Source organism: Alsobacter sp. R-9 (assembly GCF_054612375.1).
In genome coordinates this window covers 219699-233642 of sequence record NZ_JBTSWJ010000004.1, presented here as the reverse complement: position 1 = coordinate 233642, position 13944 = coordinate 219699, and the positions used below count along the sequence as shown (strand labels likewise).

Annotated in this window: 13 protein-coding genes; 11 read left to right on the top strand and 2 right to left on the bottom strand. The window is 70.0% G+C overall.

The genetic code is table 11. The features are described 5' to 3' along the window. Window positions 1-182 precede the first annotated feature (182 nt). Both ACX9GQ_RS09150 and ACX9GQ_RS09145 read left to right on the top strand, forming a co-directional pair. Window positions 183-650: a hypothetical protein gene (locus tag ACX9GQ_RS09150; protein ID WP_459629212.1), complete on the top strand. Its 468-nt coding sequence runs from the start codon at window positions 183-185 to the stop codon at window positions 648-650. A gap of 108 nt (window positions 651-758) precedes the next feature. Beyond that, window positions 759-1742: a D-2-hydroxyacid dehydrogenase gene (locus ACX9GQ_RS09145; protein ID WP_459629211.1), complete on the top strand. Its 984-nt coding sequence runs from the start codon at window positions 759-761 to the stop codon at window positions 1740-1742. A 223-nt stretch (window positions 1743-1965) separates the two neighbouring features. Here the strand turns inward: ACX9GQ_RS09145 and ACX9GQ_RS09140 are convergent, their stop codons facing one another. Next, entirely contained in the window at window positions 1966-3060 is a 1095-nt protein-coding gene (locus tag ACX9GQ_RS09140) for an ATP-dependent DNA helicase (protein ID WP_459629210.1), read from the bottom strand. A gap of 50 nt (window positions 3061-3110) precedes the next feature. Beyond that, on the bottom strand, window positions 3111-4001 hold the full coding sequence (locus ACX9GQ_RS09135; protein ID WP_459629209.1) for a DMT family transporter: 891 nt from the start codon (window positions 3999-4001) through the stop codon (window positions 3111-3113). 385 nt (window positions 4002-4386) lie between these two features. On the opposite strand from ACX9GQ_RS09135, the gene ccoN reads away from it, so the two are divergent. The 9 genes from ccoN (at window position 4387) to ACX9GQ_RS09090 (ending at window position 13932) form a co-directional block, all read left to right on the top strand. Beyond that, window positions 4387-6045 carry a cytochrome-c oxidase, cbb3-type subunit I gene (gene ccoN / locus ACX9GQ_RS09130; protein ID WP_459629208.1) on the top strand — a complete coding sequence of 553 codons (1659 nt, stop codon included), beginning with the start codon at window positions 4387-4389 and terminating at the stop codon, window positions 6043-6045. Window positions 6046-6057: 12 nt separating this feature from the next. Next, a complete protein-coding gene (gene ccoO / locus ACX9GQ_RS09125; RefSeq protein ID WP_459629207.1) occupies window positions 6058-6792 on the top strand; it encodes a cytochrome-c oxidase, cbb3-type subunit II in 735 nt (244 codons plus the stop codon). 11 nt (window positions 6793-6803) lie between these two features. Beyond that, window positions 6804-6953: a cbb3-type cytochrome c oxidase subunit 3 gene (locus tag ACX9GQ_RS09120; RefSeq protein WP_459629206.1), complete on the top strand. Its 150-nt coding sequence runs from the start codon at window positions 6804-6806 to the stop codon at window positions 6951-6953. A gap of 4 nt (window positions 6954-6957) precedes the next feature. After that, complete coding sequence (ccoP, locus tag ACX9GQ_RS09115; protein WP_459629205.1) at window positions 6958-7830, top strand: cytochrome-c oxidase, cbb3-type subunit III; 873 nt, start codon at window positions 6958-6960, stop codon at window positions 7828-7830. Between the two features lie 72 nt (window positions 7831-7902). Next, window positions 7903-9393 carry a cytochrome c oxidase accessory protein CcoG gene (gene ccoG / locus ACX9GQ_RS09110; protein ID WP_459629204.1) on the top strand — a complete coding sequence of 497 codons (1491 nt, stop codon included), beginning with the start codon at window positions 7903-7905 and terminating at the stop codon, window positions 9391-9393. Further along, the gene (locus ACX9GQ_RS09105) at window positions 9390-9905 is read left to right on the top strand and encodes a FixH family protein (RefSeq protein WP_459629203.1); all 516 of its coding nucleotides are present in this window, start codon (window positions 9390-9392) and stop codon (window positions 9903-9905) included. Before ccoG ends, ACX9GQ_RS09105 begins: the two co-directional genes overlap by 4 nt. A 26-nt stretch (window positions 9906-9931) precedes the next feature. Then, entirely contained in the window at window positions 9932-12199 is a 2268-nt protein-coding gene (locus ACX9GQ_RS09100) for a heavy metal translocating P-type ATPase (protein ID WP_459629202.1), read from the top strand. After that, window positions 12196-12348: a cbb3-type cytochrome oxidase assembly protein CcoS gene (gene ccoS, locus ACX9GQ_RS09095; protein WP_459629201.1), complete on the top strand. Its 153-nt coding sequence runs from the start codon at window positions 12196-12198 to the stop codon at window positions 12346-12348. Before ACX9GQ_RS09100 ends, ccoS begins: the two co-directional genes overlap by 4 nt. Before the next feature lie 105 nt (window positions 12349-12453). Then, window positions 12454-13932: an aldehyde dehydrogenase family protein gene (locus ACX9GQ_RS09090; protein WP_459629200.1), complete on the top strand. Its 1479-nt coding sequence runs from the start codon at window positions 12454-12456 to the stop codon at window positions 13930-13932. The last annotated feature ends 12 nt before the right edge of the window (window positions 13933-13944 follow it).

Below are 13944 nucleotides of genomic sequence, written 5' to 3'. Positions count from 1 at the left end.
GCTGCCGTCACTCCATTTTCCATCCGTCAGACATCTCGAAAACGAACGGGAACCCGCGTCGCGCGTTTCCCGGGGAGATCGGTCGCCTGCCGAGGCCGGCGGCCGTGAGGGGGGCGATCCTCCGCGGAGGATCGGCGTGCGCGAAGCCTGCGCCATGCTCCGCAAACCCGGGAGACGGATCCATGGAATACAAGACGGTCGAGGACCTGCGCGACGTCGCAGACGTGCGCGTTTCGGAAAAGCAGCCGATGTCCCGCAAGGAGCGTCTGCTGCGCTGGGCCGAATTGCTGGAGAAGGACCCGGAGCGCAGGCTCCGGTCGCTCGGCGAGATCGAGCTGAAATCCCCGGCCGACCGGCCGGCGATGCGTGCGCCCGATTCGCCCCTCTCGGTCGCCTTCGACGACCCCGTCCTGCGGGCCGAAGGGCTTGCCAGCGACCGGCTCGGCGACGGCATGGCCTTCTTCCGCATTTCGGAAGACGACGCTCACCGCCTCATGTGCTCGTGCATGAACGGCTGGAGCATGGCCTCGGGAAAGGTCGCGCGGAACGTCCGCAAGATCGCCGACCCGATGGCGCGCTTCGACCCGGTGATGGCCTTCTCCGTCGGCACCATCGCCGCCGTGGGCGCCCTCGCACTGATGTTCGGGTGAGCAAGGGACGGCGCCGGTCCCTGCCGGCGCCTCCCATCCCCCGCGCTTCTCCGTCCCCGTGAAATGCTCTAGTCCTGTCCGCGGGCCCGCCGGCCCGTGGAGAGCCCCGTGACGACGCCTTCCCTGCTGCCGCCTCCCTCCGAGCTTCTCGTCGGCTTCGCACACGTCGCCTACCGCATGGACCTTGCGTTCGCGGGACGGGACACCGGGCTGCGGACTGTCACGGCGACCGACGCCGCGGGGCTTGCCCGCATCATCGGCGACGTGGACGTCCTCGTCGTTTCCGGTCTGTGGTCGAATGCGCTGCTCGCGCAGGCGCCACGGCTGCGCTACGTGCAGTCCTTCAGCGCCGGAACGGACCAGTACGACAAGGACGCCTTCCGCGCGCGCGGCATCCGCCTCGCGAGCGGCCAGGGCGTCAACGAGCGCGCCGTCGCCGAGCACGCGCTGTCGCTGATGCTAGCGCTGACGCGAAAGCTCCCGGAGGCGCGCGACAACCAGGCGCGCGCGTTCTGGCGCCCGATGATCGGCGACCTCGGCCGCCGCGAGGACCAACTCGGCGGAAAGACGCTCGCCATCGTCGGCTTCGGTCGCATCGGCCAGCGGGTGGGGCGGTTGGCCAAGGCCTTCGACATGCGCGTGATCGGCCTGCGCCGCGACGCGGCGCCGGTCCCTGGTGCGGCCGACGAGGTGTGGCCGATGTCCCGCCTCTTCGAGGCGCTGGCGCAGGCCGACGTCGTCGTCCTCACCTGCCCCCTGACGCCGGAGACCGAGAACCTGATCGACGCGCGTGCCCTCGCCGCCATGCGGCCCGGTGCCCTGCTGGTCAACGTGGCGCGCGGAAAGGTCGTCGATGACGCCGCGCTGCTCGACGCGCTCGCATCCGGCCGCATCGCGGGGGCGGGCCTCGACGTTTTCCGCGAGGAACCCCTGCCGGCGTCGTCGCCGTGGTGGACCGCGCCCAACGTCATCGTCACCCCGCACACGGCGGGCGAGACACGGCGCTACGAGGAGAACGTCGCCGACATCCTGCTCGAGAACCTCGACCGCCTCTGGCGGGGGGAGACGGAGTTGCGCAACGGCATCGTCTGAGGCCGGCTGCTACCCTCGGCTGCCCCCACCCGTTGCCCCTCCCACAAGGGGGAGGGGGATGACCGGCCGGGCGCATCAAGGAGCCCGATCTCGTCGCCCGCGCAGGCTCCTTCTTCGACGTTTCGGCACGAAACATGGCGGACAGACTCGCCCTCTCCGCCCTCTCCCCCTTGTGGGGAGGGGCAGGGGTGAGGGACTTCGCTACGTCCGGCGAAACCTGCCCTCACACCACCACGGTGATGCGCTTCGCCGCGCGCGTGAGGCCGGTGTAGAGCCAGCGCGCCCGGTGCTCGCGGAAGGCCCAGCTCTCGTCGAAGAGCACGACGTCGTCCCACTGCGAGCCCTGCGCCTTGTGGACGGTCAGCGCGTAGCCGTAGGTGAACTCGTCCGTGTCGCGGCGGATGAGCCAGGGGATTTCCTCGTCGCCGCCCTCGAAGAACTCGCGCAGCACCTTCACGTTCACGCCCTTGCGCCGGCCGGGATCCTCGTCCGGCACGACGGTCATGCGGACCTGCCCCTTGTGCTGGTCGCGCAGCTCCTTGACCGTCCACAACCCGCCGTTGAGAAGCCCCTTCTTCCGGTCGTTGCGCAGGCAGACGAGCTTCTCGCCCGCCGCCGGCATCGGGTCGCGGAAACCCATCAGCTCGCGGATCCGGCGGTTGTACTGGCGCCGGGTCTTGTTGGTGCCGACGAGCACCTGGTCCGTCGCCAGCACGGCCGAGGCGTCGATCTCCCGTCGGCCGATGACGCGGCTGTCGCCGTGGTCGCCGCGCTCCAGCGTGCCGCCCTCGCGCACGGCCATGCTCATGCGGATGATCGGGTTGTCGCGGGCCTGCCGGTGTACCTCCGTCAGCATCACGTCGGGCTCGGCCTCGGTGAAGTAGCCGCCGCCCTTCACCGGCGGCAGCTGGGCGGGATCGCCGAGCACGAGCACGGGTGAGCCGAAGGAGAGAAGGTCCTTGCCGAGCTCCTCGTCCACCATCGAGCACTCGTCGATGACGATGAGGTCGGCCTTGGCCGCCGCACTCTCCCGGTTGAGGACGAAGGAGGGCTCCTCGCTCTCCACGGCGGCCGGCCGGTAGATCAGGCTGTGGATCGTCGCGGCGCCCTCGCACCCCTTGGAGCGCAGCACGTGCGCGGCCTTGCCGGTGAAGGCGCCGAAGGCGACGTCTCCGTCGAGCCCCTCGGCGAAGTGCCGCGCCAAGGTCGTCTTGCCCGTGCCGGCGTAACCGAACAGGCGGAAGACCTGGGGCGAACCCCGCCGCAGCCAGGCGGCCACGGCCCGCAGCGCATCCTCCTGTTGTGGCGACCAGTCCATTCCCGTCTCCGGCGAGCCGCTGCGGCCCGCAGCCGCCACCGATAACCGATTCAGCGCGTTGCGGCGCGCCGGGCTCCGGCAATCGCGGTCAGCACGACGCCGGAGAGGATGAGGCCTCCGCCGGCGAGCGTCGTCAGCTTCGGTGTCTCCCCGACGAACAGCCATGCCCACAACGGGGACAGGATCGTCTCGGTCTGCGCCAGGACGACAAGGCCCACCGCCGGCACGCGGGGCGCGGCACGGTTGAACAGAGGGATCCCGATGCCGATGAAGACGGCGCCGTGCAGCATCGCCATGCCCACGTCCCAGGCCGGCGGCACCAGCGGCTTGCCGTTGAAGACCGTGATGACGGCGCACAACGTCATCGAGAGGACCGCGTAGGCCGGCAGCGCGGGCGAGAAATCCCGCTTCGGCGCCAGCCGCACGCAGATCGAATAGACGGCGAAACCGAGCGAGGAGAGGAGGGCGACGAGATCGCCCGACAGGGTTCCGTGGCCGAACTCGCCGCCCACCATCACCGCGAGGCCCGCGAGACCCAGGCCGATGGCGGCGATGGCGTGCCACGTCAGCGGCTCGCCGAGGATGGTGCGCGCCAGCACCATGCTGATCAGCGGCGTGACCGACGCGAAGAAGATGGCGTTGGCGATCGTGGTCGCCTTCATGGCGAAGACGAAGGCCACGGCCGCGAGCACGAGGGCCAGCGCCGCGATGACGTCGAGGCGGTCGCCGCGCAGGAAGCGGGCGAGCAGGAGCCCGCGCCCCTGCAGGAGGCTCCAGCCCTCGATGGCGAGCAGCAGGCCCATCGAGCGCCAGATCAGGTACTGCCACGCGTCGCTGTCGGGCGCGAAGCGGACTGTGAGGCCGCCGAAGCTCCACATCGTCCCGGCCGCCAGCGCCAGCAGCGCCCCGCCGAGGTAGCCCTGCGTCGCCCGTGATTCCATCGGCCGCGTTCCTCCGGATGCTCCTTTAGGACGCCACGGCCATCTTCCACAATCGAAGCCGTCGCCGCCCCGGGTACCGCCTCGCGTCGTCATGGCAGGGCCGCGGGCAGCGCATGGTCAGGGTGCCGGCGGGACCTGTGGCGGGCCCCGTTGCTGCAGCGCAGCAGGACGAGGCCCAATTCCCGCCTCGGGCATGGACAATTCGTCGCATGCGACCGCCCGGGGCATGCGTCCTTCCGCCTACCGTTGATTTTCCTCAAGGACTGGACGCTTCGGGCCGCGCCAATGCTGGCCTCCGTAATCGTCCCATCTGCGCGGCCGACAGACCCGTCTGTTACGCCGTGTCGTCGGGAATGGCGGACTTTGGGGTCCGAAGGGGGAAGTCATGGCGCAATCTGCGGCCGTCCGAAAGACGATGACGATAGGGGAGGGCGGGTCGGTCATCGCCTTCGCCGCGCTCGCCGTCCTCAGCATCATCATCGCGGCGAAGGCCTATACGCCTGCGTACGCCTTCCACGCCTACCTGTTCGCGGCAGCGAGCGTGGCGGCCGTGTTCATGGTGTTCAGCTGGTACAACAAGCGCTCCGGGGAGCCGATCCCGCAGGAGATCAACGGCCGGCCGAACTACAATCTGGGGCCGATCAAGTTCGCGACCATCGCGTCGGTCGTCTGGGGCATCGCCGGGTTCACGGTGGGCCTCATCGCCGCGCTGCAGCTCGCCTATCCGGCGCTGAACTTCGACTTCCAGTTCATCAACTTCGGGCGCCTGCGGCCGCTGCACACCTCGGCGGTGATCTTCGCCTTCGGCGGCAACGTTCTGCTGGCATCGTCGCTGTACGTCGTGCAGCGCACCTGCCACGCCCGGCTGGCCGGTACCATCGCGCCGTGGTTCGTCATCCTCGGCTACAACTTCTTCATCGTCATCGCGGGCACGGGCTACCTGCTCGGCATCACGCAGGGCAAGGAGTACGCCGAGCCCGAGTGGTACGCCGACCTGTTCCTCACGGTCGTGTGGGTCGTCTACCTGCTGGTGTTCCTCGCCACGCTCTGGAAGCGCAAGGAACCCCACATCTACGTGGCGAACTGGTTCTACCTCGCCTTCATCGTGACGATCGCGATGCTGCACCTCGGCAACAACGCGACGATCCCGATCTCGATCTTCTCGCCGAAGTCCTACATCGTCTGGTCCGGCGTCCAGGACGCCATGGTCCAGTGGTGGTACGGCCACAACGCGGTCGGGTTCTTCCTCACCGCCGGCTTCCTGGCCATCATGTACTACTTCGTGCCGAAGCGCGCCGACCGCCCGATCTACTCCTACCGGCTGTCGATCGTGCACTTCTGGGCCCTGATCTTCATCTACATCTGGGCCGGCCCGCACCACCTGCACTACACGGCGCTGCCTGACTGGGCGCAGACCCTGGGCATGGTGTTCTCGGTCGTGCTGTGGATGCCCTCCTGGGGCGGCATGATCAACGGCCTCATGACGCTGCAGGGCGCCTGGGACAAGCTGCGCACCGACCCCGTGCTGCGCATGATGGTCGTCTCGCTGGCCTTCTACGGCATGTCGACCTTCGAGGGTCCGCTCATGTCGATCAAGGCGGTGAACAGCCTGTCGCACTACACGGACTGGACCATCGGCCACGTGCACTCCGGCGCGCTGGGCTGGGTCGGCTACATCTCCTTCGGCGCGATCTACTGCCTCGTGCCGTGGCTGTGGAACCGCAAGCGGCTCTACTCGCTGAAGCTCGTCAACTGGCACTTCTGGCTCTCGACCCTCGGCATCGTCGTCTACATCTCGGCGATGTGGGTGTCGGGCATCCTCCAGGGCCTGATGTGGCGGGCGTACACGAGCCTCGGCTACCTCGAGTACTCGTTCATCGAGACGACGGAAGCGATGCATCCGTTCTACGTCATTCGCGCCATCGGCGGCGGCCTGTTCGTCCTCGGCGCACTCATCATGGCCTACAACGTCTGGAAGACGATCGCCTCGACCGACCTTGCGGTCGAGCCCGAGGCGCGTCCCCAGATGGTCCCGGCCGAGTAAGGGGGCGACACCATGTCCGTCTGGGCCAAGCACCAGGTCTTCGAGAAGAACTCGATCATCCTGATCGTCGGCATCCTCATCGTGGTCGCCATCGGCGGCCTCGTGGAGATCGCCCCGCTCTTCTACCTGAAGAGCACCATCGAGAAGGTGGAGGGGATGCGCCCCTACACCCCCCTCGAACTCGCCGGCCGCAACATCTACGTCCGCGAGGGCTGCTACAACTGCCACTCGCAGATGATCCGGCCGCTGCGTGACGAGGTCGAGCGCTACGGCCACTACTCGCTGGCCGCCGAGAGCATGTACGACCACCCCTTCCAGTGGGGTTCCAAGCGCACCGGTCCGGACCTCGCCCGCGTGGGCGGCAAGTACTCGGACGAGTGGCAGCGGGCCCACCTGGTGAACCCGCGGGCGGTCGTCCCGGCCTCGATCATGCCGGGCTATCCCTTCCTGGCCACGACGGAGCTGAACGCCGCGCACATCGCCGAGGACATGCGCATCCAGCAGATGCTGGGCGTGCCCTACACGGACGAGATGATCGCGAAGGCGGCCGGCGACGTCGCCGTCCAGGCGACGACCGACGATCCCGGCGCGGCGGACCTCGCCAAGCGGTATCCGAAGGCGACGGCGCGTGACTTCGACGGCAATCCCGGCGCGGTCACCGAGATGGATGCCCTCATCGCCTACCTGCAGATGCTCGGCACACTGGTCGACTTCAAGACCTACGACCGCAAGGCCAACATCCGCTGAGGAGCCCCCCGATGACCTATGAATCGCTGGCGAGTTTCGCCCAGACCTGGGGCACGGTGGGCTTCGTGGCTCTCTTCGTCCTGGTCCTGATCTACGCACTCAATCCGGGCAACCGCGGCAAGTTCGACGAAGCCGCCCGTGTCCCGCTCGAGAAGGACTGATCCGATGGCGTCCGACAACCTCAAGGTCGACAGCCTGACCGGCACATCGACCACCGGTCACGAATGGGATGGCATTCGTGAACTCAACACGCCGCTGCCGCGCTGGTGGCTGTGGCTCTTCTACGCCACCATCGTCTGGGGCATCGGCTACATCATCGTGTACCCGGCGATCCCGCTGGCGACGAGCTACACCAAGGGCCTCTTCGGCTATGCCACCCGCAATGCCGTGGAGGAGGACCTCGCCGCGCTGAACCGGGTCCGCGGTGACAAGGTGGCGGCGCTGGCGACGGCTCCGCTCGCCGACATCGCCAAGAGCGCGCAGCTCCAGCCGGTGGCCAACGCGGCCGGCAAGGCGGCGTTCGGCAACAACTGCGCGCCGTGCCACGGCTCCGGCGGCGGCGGTTCGAAGGGCTATCCGAACCTGGTCGACGACCAGTGGATGTGGGGCGGCTCGCTGGACCAGATCTACCAGACGATCCGGTACGGCATCCGCAACGAGAACCCCGAGTCCCGCCAGGGTCCGATGCCGGCCTTCGGCAAGGACGGCATCCTCAAGAAGGACGAGATCACCAACGTCGCGGCCTACGTCGTGACGCTGTCGGGCGGCAAGCCGACGGCCGGTGACGTGGCCAAGGGCAAGCAGCTCTTCGCCGACAACTGCGCCGCCTGCCACGGCGACGCCGGCAAGGGCAACCCGGACGTCGGCGCGCCCAACCTCACCAGCGGCCTGTGGCTCTACGGCGGCGACCAGGCGACCATCGAGCAGACGGTCACCAACGGCCGCGGCGGCGTGATGCCGCAGTGGGCGGGCCGCCTCGACGACAGCACCATCAAGGCCCTCGCCGTGTACGTCCACTCGCTCGGCGGCGGCAAGTAATCCCGAAAGTCCGGGATCCGGCGAGCGAAGGGCGCCGGATCCCGTTCATCCCCCTCCCTTCGAGGTTCTGCCATGTCCAGCGTCGAAGGCCAGCCCGACCGGGCGGCCGCTGCGGCCGCGGCGTCGATCGACGACGTCCCCCTCTACGAGGCCCGGAAGGACATCTTCCCGGCCGCGGTCAAGGGCCGCTACCGCACCGTCAAGTGGCTGATCCTGGTCGTTACGCTCGGCATCTACTACTTCCTGCCGTTCCTGCGCTGGGACCGCGGACCGAACGCCCCCGACCAGGCGGTCCTCATCGACCTCGCCAACCGGCGCTTCTACTTCTTCTTCATCGAGATCTGGCCGCAGGAGCTCTACTACGTCACGGGCCTGCTCGTGCTCGCGGCCCTCGTGCTGTTCCTCATGAACGCCGTCGCGGGCCGTGTCTGGTGCGGCTACCTGTGCCCGCAGACCGTCTGGACCGACCTCTTCTACGCCGTCGAGCGCGCCATCGAGGGTGACCGGCGCGAGCAGATCCGCAAGAAGGACAGCGGCAAGTGGGATCTGGAGCGTGTCTCCGAGAAGATCCTCAAGCACTCGATCTGGTTGATGATCGCGTGGTGGACCGGCGGCGCCTGGGTCCTCTACTTCTCCGACGCCCCCACGCTGGTGAGCGAGCTCGTCCGGTTCAACGGACCCGCCGTCGCCTATGCCTGGATCGCCATCCTCACCTTCACCACCTACGCGCTCGCCGGCTTCATGCGCGAGCAGGTGTGCCTCTACATGTGCCCGTGGCCGCGCATCCAGGCGGCCCTGACGGACGAGCACGCGCTCAACGTCACCTACCGCTACGACCGCGGCGAGCCCCGCATGTCGGCAAAGAAGGCGGAACTGGCGCGCAGCCGCGAGGAACCCGCCGGCGACTGCGTCGACTGCCGGCAGTGCGTGCACGTCTGCCCGACCGGCGTCGACATCCGCGACGGCCTGCAGATGGGCTGCATCCAGTGCGGCCTGTGCATCGACGCCTGCGACAACGTGATGGTGAAGATCGGCCGGCCGACCGGCCTCATCGGCTACGACACCGATGTGAACGTGCAGCGCCGCATCGCGCGCGAGGAGCCGGTCGTGCGCATCATCCGCGCGCGCACCTTGCTGTACGCCGCGCTGATCGCCGTCATCGGCGGCCTGATGACGTGGACGCTCGCCGGCCGCACCACCCTCGCGATCAGCGCGCTGCACGACCGCAACCCGATCTTCGTGCGCCTCGCCGAGGGCGGCATCCGCAACGGCTGGACCGTGCGCCTCAGCAACAAGACGCTGGAGTCGCGGCCCTTCCGGCTCGAGGTGCTCGGCCTGCCCGACGCGCAGCTCGAGGTGCCCGGCATCGACTCGACCGCCCAGCTCTCGACGCTCGTCGAGGTGGGGCCCGACCAGACGCGCGAACTGCGTGTCCTCGTGTCGCTGCGCGGGCAGGGCGCGGACGCCGAGTCCCGTGCCGTCCGCTTCCGCCTCACCGACGTGGTGAGCGGCGCGGTCGCCTACGCCGACGACTACTTCAAGGGACCGGGGAGCGCCCCATGAGCCACGACAGCACTGCGCCTGAGTCGCAGGACGGGTTCCGCCTGACCGGCCGGCACGTCTTCCTGCTCTTCGTCGCCTTCTTCGGCGTCGTCTTCGCCGTCAACGGCTACATGATGCGCGTCGCCGTCGCCACCTTCAGCGGCGTGCAGACCGAGACGCCCTACAAGATGGGCCTCGCCTACAACACGCGCATCGCGGCGGCGCAGAAGCAGGATGCCCTCGGCTGGTCTGTCGAGGGCCGGCTGACGCGCGACGGCAACGGCCGCGCGGCCTTCGCGCTCACCGCGGCGGACAAGGCGGGGCGCCCGGTCGACGGGCTCGCCGGCCGCCTGCGTCTCGAGCGCCCGTCGGACAAGCGGCTCGACCACGAGGCCGACCTTGCCGCGACGGGGACCGGCCGCTACGGCGCGACGCTCGACGATGTCCAGTCGGGCCAGTGGGACGTCATCGTCGAGCTGCAGCGCGGCGGCGAGACGGTGTTCGAGTCCACCTCGAGGCTGCTGCTGCCCTGACCGGGGCGCACCACGGGAGATCCGTCATGCCCCAAGCCCCCGCCCAAGGCATCGACTACAGCGCCCTCGTAGAGACGCGCGAGGACGGGTCCCGTCACCTCGACCTCGCCGTCGAGGGCATCACATGCGCCGCCTGCATCGGCGACATCGAGCGCGGGCTGGCGCCGCTGCCGGGGATCGGCCGCGCCCGTCTGAACTACACCAACCGTCGCCTCGCGGTGGACTGGACCGACCCGGGCTTCGATCCTGGCGCCGTCGTGCGCCGCCTCGCCGACCTGGGATACAAGGCCCATCCCTTCGAGGCGTCGCGGGAGGAAGAGGCCGAGGCGGCCGAGATGCGCTTCCTCATCCGCTGCCTCGGCGTCGCCGGCTTCGCGGCGATGAACATCATGCTGCTGTCGGTGTCCGTCTGGTCGGGCAACGTCACCGACATCAACGACGAGACGCGCGACCTCTTCCACTGGGTGTCGGCGCTGATCGCGCTGCCGGCCGCCGCCTACGCCGGACTGCCGTTCTTCCGCAACGCGTCCCGCGCCATCCGCAACCGCTCCATGACGATGGACGTGCCGATCTCGCTCGGCGTCTGCCTCGCGCTCGGCATGTCGATCTACGAGACCGCCCACAGCGCCCACCACGCCTATTTCGACAGCGCGGTGATGCTGCTCTTCTTCCTGCTGCTCGGCCGCGTTCTCGACCAGGTGATGCGCCGCAAGACGCGCGCGGTCGCCGGCAACCTGCTGGCGCTCCGGGCCGACAGTGCGCTCGTCCTCGGCGAGGACGGCGCCTCGCGTGAACTGCCGGTCAAGGCGGTGAAGCCGGGCGACCGGGTTCTTGTGCGCCCCGGCGACCGCTTCGCCGTCGACGGCCTCGTGGTCGAGGGACGGTCGGAGGTCGACGCCAGCCTCGTCACCGGGGAAACCGCGCGCGAGGCCATCGGGCCGGGCGCCATGGTCTATGCCGGCACCGTCAACGTCAGCGGAGCCGTCACCGTGCGCGTCACCGCCGCGGCGGAAGGAACGCTGCTGCAGGAGATCAACCGGCTCGTCGAGACGGCGTCGAGCGCCCGCTCGCGCTACCTGCGCCTCGCCGACCGCGCCGCCCGCATCTACTCGCCCATCGTCCACCTCACCGCGCTGCTCACCGCCGTCGGCTGGATGGTGCTCGGCGCCGGCGTGCATGACAGCCTCGTCACCGCCATCGCCGTGCTGATCATCACCTGTCCCTGCGCTCTGGCGCTCGCCGTGCCGGCGACGCAGGTCGTCGCGTCCGGCAGCCTGTTCAAGGCCGGCGTGCTGCTGCAGGCGGGCGATGCCATCGAGCGCATGGCCCAGTGCGACACGGTGGTCTTCGACAAGACGGGGACGCTCACCACGCCCGAGCCGCGCATCGTCAACCGGGCGTCCATCCCGGCGGATCTCGTGGCCCTCGGCGCGAGGCTCGCCCTGTCGAGCAGGCACCCGCTCGCCGCGGCGCTGGCGCAGGAGGCGCGGGGCGTCGCGCCCCTTGCCGATGCCGTCGAGGAGGCGGGGCAGGGCGTCCGCGCCGTGCTGGACGGCGTCGAAGTGCGTCTCGGCAGCCCGGCCTATTGCGGGGCCGGGGCCGAGGCGGCCGCCGCCCTGTCGGACGAGCCCGACGCCACGGTCATCGCCCTGTCGGCCGGCGACCGCCGCGCCGTCTTCCTGCTGCGGCAGGCGCTGCGACCCGACGCGGTCGACGTCGTTGCAGGCCTGCGCCGCGCCGGCTACCGCATCGCCATCCTCTCCGGTGACCGCGAGCGCCCTGTCGAGCAGGCCGCCGCCGCGCTCGGCGTCACGGAGTGGCGCGGCGGGCTGAAGCCCGGCGACAAGATCGCTGCGCTGGAGGCGATGGCGGCCGAGGGCCGCCGCGTCCTGATGGTCGGCGACGGCCTCAACGACGCGCCCGCGCTCGCCGCCGCCCACGCGTCGATCTCGCCGGTGACCGCGGCCCACCTTGCCCAGGCGAGCGCCGACGCCCTCTTCCTCGGCGAGCGGCTGGCCCCGGTGGCCGACGCCGCGGCCATCGCCCGGCGGGCCGTCTCCGTGATGCGGCAGAACCTCTGGATCGCGGTACTCTACAACCTCGTCGCGGTCCCGCTCGCGATCGCGGGGCACGTCACGCCTCTCATCGCCGCGGCCGCCATGTCGGGCTCGTCGGTGATCGTCACCCTCAATGCGCTGCGGGCCCGCGCTCCGGAGAGGGTCCGCGCGGAGGACGCCACCGGGACGGCATCCGGCTTGATTCCGCCCCGGCCGGCGCGCACGCTGCCGGCATGAACGTCATCGCCTACCTGCTGCCGATCGCGCTGGGCCTCGGGCTCCTGGCGCTGGGCGCGTTCCTGTGGTCGCTGAAGAGCGGCCAGTACGACGACCTCGACGGCGCCGCGGCCCGTATCCTCGACGACGACGACGTCCGCAAGGACTGAGCGGCGGTCGACGGCGGGCAAGCGCGCAACGCTTCCCGTGTTGTCCCCGCCCTGACGCGTCGCCTAAACTCCGGCAGCGGCCGTGCGAGCCGCGGGAGGATCGCCATGAACGCCCCGACGCCCCAGCCCCGCTCCGGGGACAGCCTCGCCGCCTATGCCAACATCGTCGACGGGCGCCGCATCCCCGCGCGCGACGGCCGGACGCTGGATGCGATCTGCCCGTCGGACGGCGCAGCCTTCGCCACCATGCCGCGGTCCGGGAGTGCCGACGTTGACGCCGCCGTGGCCTCCGCCCGCGCCGCGTTCGAGGGGCCGTGGGGCAAGCTCACGGCGACGGAGCGCGGGCGGCTGCTCGTGAAGCTCGGCGAGGCGGTCGCCGCCCGGGTCGACGAACTCGGCGCGCTCGAGGCGCAGGATACCGGCAAGCCGCTGTCGCAGGGCCGCGCCGACATGGTCGCGGCCGCGCGCTACTTCGAGTTCTACGGGACCGCCGCCGACAAGCTGCACGGCGAGACGATCCCCTTCCTCAACGGCTACACCGTCGCGGTGACGCGCGAGCCGCACGGGGTCACGGCGCACATCGTGCCGTGGAACTACCCGGCCCAGATCTTCGGCCGCTCGGTCGGCGCATCGCTCGCCTGCGGCAATGCCTGCGTGGTGAAGCCGGCAGAGGATGCGTGCCTGTCGCTGCTGCGCTTCGCCGAGCTGGCGCTGGAGGTGGGATTCCCGCCGGGCGCCCTCAACGTCGTCACAGGCCTCGGCGAGGAGGCGGGGGCCGCGCTGTCGTCCCATCCGGGAATCGACTTCATCTCCTTCACCGGCAGCCCGGAGGTCGGCACGCTGATCCAGACGTCGGCGGCGCGCAACCACATCGGCTGCACGCTGGAGCTCGGCGGCAAGTCGCCGCAGCTCGTCTTCGCCGACGCCGACCTCGACGCGGCGGTGCCCGTGCTTGTGAAGGCGATCGTGCAGAACGGTGGCCAGACCTGCTCGGCCGGCAGCCGCGTCCTCATCGAGCGCAGCGCCTACGACCGCGTCGCGGCCGCCGTGGCGGATCGCTTCTCGCAGGTGCGCGTCGGCAGCCACCTGATGGACCTCGACCTCGGCGCCATGATCAACGCCGGCCAGAAGCAGCGCGTGGAGCGGTTCGTCGAACGCGCCCGCGCCGAAGGGCTGACGCCGCTGGCGGAGGGGACGCTGGCGGAGGGCCTGCCGGCCGGCGGCTTCTACGTCAGGCCGGCCCTCTTCGGCCCGGTCCCGCGCGCCAACGACCTCGCCCGCGAGGAGGTCTTCGGCCCGGTCCTCTCGCTGCTGCCCTTCGACGACGAGGCCGACGCCATCCGCCTCGCCAACGGCACGCCCTACGGCCTCGTCGCGGGCGTGTGGACGGGCGACGCGAAGCGCTCGATGCGGGTGGCGCGGGCGATGCGCTGCGGCCAGGTCTTCGTCAACGGCTACGGCGCGGGCGGCGGCATCGAGCTGCCCTTCGGCGGCGTGAAGAAGTCCGGCCATGGCCGCGAGAAGGGGTTCGAGGCGCTCTACGAGTTCAGCGCCTCGCGCACAATCGTCATCAACCACGGCTGAAGGCCGGGAGCA

What these genes read in the sequence shown, in the direction of transcription:
- ccoP (WP_459629205.1), top strand. Translation starts at nt 6,958, where the DNA reads ATGGCGTCCGACAACCTCAAGGTCGACAGCCTGACCGGCACATCGACC.
- ACX9GQ_RS09135 (WP_459629209.1), bottom strand. Translation starts at nt 4,001, where the DNA reads ATGGAATCACGGGCGACGCAGGGCTACCTCGGCGGGGCGCTGCTGGCG.
- ccoG (WP_459629204.1), top strand. Translation starts at nt 7,903, where the DNA reads ATGTCCAGCGTCGAAGGCCAGCCCGACCGGGCGGCCGCTGCGGCCGCG.
- ACX9GQ_RS09100 (WP_459629202.1), top strand. Translation starts at nt 9,932, where the DNA reads ATGCCCCAAGCCCCCGCCCAAGGCATCGACTACAGCGCCCTCGTAGAG.
- ACX9GQ_RS09105 (WP_459629203.1), top strand. Translation starts at nt 9,390, where the DNA reads ATGAGCCACGACAGCACTGCGCCTGAGTCGCAGGACGGGTTCCGCCTG.
- ACX9GQ_RS09140 (WP_459629210.1), bottom strand. Translation starts at nt 3,060, where the DNA reads ATGGACTGGTCGCCACAACAGGAGGATGCGCTGCGGGCCGTGGCCGCC.
- ACX9GQ_RS09090 (WP_459629200.1), top strand. Translation starts at nt 12,454, where the DNA reads ATGAACGCCCCGACGCCCCAGCCCCGCTCCGGGGACAGCCTCGCCGCC.
- ccoO (WP_459629207.1), top strand. Translation starts at nt 6,058, where the DNA reads ATGTCCGTCTGGGCCAAGCACCAGGTCTTCGAGAAGAACTCGATCATC.
- ccoN (WP_459629208.1), top strand. Translation starts at nt 4,387, where the DNA reads ATGGCGCAATCTGCGGCCGTCCGAAAGACGATGACGATAGGGGAGGGC.
- ccoS (WP_459629201.1), top strand. Translation starts at nt 12,196, where the DNA reads ATGAACGTCATCGCCTACCTGCTGCCGATCGCGCTGGGCCTCGGGCTC.
- ACX9GQ_RS09150 (WP_459629212.1), top strand. Translation starts at nt 183, where the DNA reads ATGGAATACAAGACGGTCGAGGACCTGCGCGACGTCGCAGACGTGCGC.
- ACX9GQ_RS09120 (WP_459629206.1), top strand. Translation starts at nt 6,804, where the DNA reads ATGACCTATGAATCGCTGGCGAGTTTCGCCCAGACCTGGGGCACGGTG.